This is a genomic window from Thalassobacter sp. 16PALIMAR09 (assembly GCF_000765485.1).
Classification (GTDB): domain Bacteria; phylum Pseudomonadota; class Alphaproteobacteria; order Rhodobacterales; family Rhodobacteraceae; genus Thalassobacter; species Thalassobacter stenotrophicus.
This window is the reverse complement of sequence record NZ_JHAK01000032.1, coordinates 1-1,550: the sequence shown is the minus strand read 5'-3', so window position 1 is coordinate 1,550 and position 1,550 is coordinate 1. Positions and strand designations below refer to the sequence as shown.

Below are 1,550 nucleotides of genomic sequence, written 5' to 3'. Positions count from 1 at the left end.
AGGCGCGCCAAGCGGCACCGAGGGCAGGAGGCTCAGCACCCCCTCGCGCTGTTCGATGACAACGGAGCGTTGGGTGACGCCTTCAAAGCGAAACAGGCCGATCTGGCCCAAGCGGGTGTAGAGGTTGGGCAGGATGTTGATGGCCTGCGTCATCTCGGCGAGCGAATAGCCGCCCGCATCAAACGGGTTGCGCGTGATGGTCATGGGGAACTCCGGGGAATGAGGGGGTGACGCGCACAAGCGCGGTGATTGGAACGGGCAATCCGCCGGATTAGGCGGCGTCGCGCGGGATGATGCCGAGCGCGGTCAGCTGGGCGTGCTTGGCCGCCGTTTTGGCCGTGTCATCGACGCTGGCGTCAAAGACCAAGGTAGCTTTTGAGACAATGGCCGGACCGCGCACGATGACGACGGCCTTTTGGTCTGCGGCACTGGCATCGGTGGCGTAGAGAAGCACAGCGGCCGCATTCTGTGCGCCATCACTGCCTGCTGCAGTGCTGAGCTTCATCTTGCCGCTCGCCGTGATGCGGCCGAGCACCGCGCCAACGGGGTAGTCGGTGCCGGACAGTAGCGTGACGGTCTCGCGGGTGTAGTTGGGGTTTAGCTCGTATTTGAGGACATCGCCCATGGTGGGCGGTTGGGTCAGCACGGACATGGGGTATCTCCAGAATGGGGGCAAAAAAATCCCCCGCTGGGGAGGAGCGACGGGGGATCAGGGGAGCGGTGCAGCGTTGGGGGTGGGAAGTGTTAGCCCCTGCTGCCCGCCGAGGCAGCCTTCTTCGCGGCAGCCACAATCGGGCTTTCCGTAGATTTGGGTAGAACAGGGGACGGCGGTGCCGCTACAATATCGCGTGCATCTGCGGCTGCGCTCGCTTGGTCCAAAACCAACCGGCGCAAAGCCTCTGGGGCTGTTCCGTCGCGGAGCGCTCTCGCCGCATCGATTGCGATCCCGAGGCGGCCAGCTTGGGCTGTAATCTCGGCAATCTCCGCTGCGGACTCGCGAAGCTGCGCGGAGATCTCTGCCAGATTGGAAGGGTTCGTGCCGGCCGGTGTAGGTGATGCCACGGCAGCGTCTAAGGCGGTCCCTGTGTCTTCTTGCAGCATCTCTTCTATATCGTCTGGGGCGTTGGATAGCTGTTCTGCTTCGTGTAGCACCGAGTCTTCGGCGTCGGTATTTTCTGTATTTGCCTCAGCGATGTCTCGATTGGCGCTCATGGCGGCCTCCTTTGGTCTGGGATAGGTTACGCGCGGCAGTCGCGCGGTGGGCGATGGGGCGGATAGGCTTTCGCGGAACCGGGCAAAGCCGCGGGAGAGATCGATAATCTCATCGGCCAAACCAGCTGCAACAGCCTCCGGCCCGCGATAGGTTGCCGCCTCGGTCGCAAGCGCCGCGTCCTGGCTCAAACGCCCAGCTCGGCCTGCGGCAACAGTCTCGGCGAACAGGAAGCGTAGGGCATCGATCTCTCGCTGGATGTCATTGCGCACGCTCTCGGGCAGCGGCGCATAGGGATTGCCATCAACCTTATGGTCACCAGAATGGATCATCGTCACGC

General features: G+C 63.1%; 3 protein-coding genes. All 3 read right to left on the bottom strand.

Features of this window, described 5'->3' with window-relative positions; genetic code table 11:
* The coding region (locus tag PM04_RS17185; RefSeq protein ID WP_038009130.1) for a major capsid protein at positions 1-204 on the bottom strand (204 nt) is incomplete at its 3' end.
* Between the two features lie 67 nt (positions 205-271).
* Complete coding sequence (locus tag PM04_RS17180) at positions 272-652, bottom strand: head decoration protein (RefSeq protein ID WP_038009136.1); 381 nt, start codon at positions 650-652, stop codon at positions 272-274.
* Between the two features lie 92 nt (positions 653-744).
* On the bottom strand, positions 745-1,550 hold an 806-nt coding region (locus tag PM04_RS17175), incomplete at its 5' end, for a S49 family peptidase (RefSeq protein ID WP_038009135.1).

Excerpts from the sequence above, each read along its gene's own strand:
- PM04_RS17180 (WP_038009136.1), bottom strand. The coding sequence starts at position 652 with ATGTCCGTGCTGACCCAACCGCCCACCATGGGCGATGTCCTCAAATAC.